Genomic DNA, 324 nt, shown 5'->3' with positions numbered 1-324 from the left:
AATGGCTTTTGCTTGGCTAAAAGCTTTCTCAGCAGTGTCACTGTCTTTGGTAACAATCGTGCATGCACCTACACGTTCATTGTAGAGACCGAAGTTTTTTAGAATATGAACTAGCAACAATAAGCTCCGGGTTCTTTTTCTGCAAAGAGGCGTAAGCCTTGCGCATCTTCTTCAAGACCACGTGCAAAACCTTGGTATGCAAAGTCAAAAACAGGTAACCAACCTTTTTTCTGCTGATAGTGCTGCTAATTGGCGCCATTGCTCTTCTGTTGGATCAATACCACTTGGGTTATGGCAGCAACCGTGGAACAAAACAACATCACC

The 324-nt window shown here is 43.5% G+C and carries 1 pseudogene; it reads right to left on the bottom strand.

The features are described 5' to 3' along the window. Nucleotides 1–324, bottom strand: a pseudogene (locus BHE89_RS00015) (aminotransferase class I/II-fold pyridoxal phosphate-dependent enzyme); the annotation flags it as partial.

Source organism: Shigella sp. FC1967 (assembly GCF_001743005.1).
GTDB lineage: Bacteria > Pseudomonadota > Gammaproteobacteria > Enterobacterales > Enterobacteriaceae > Proteus.
This window is presented reverse-complemented; position numbering and strand designations above follow the sequence as displayed.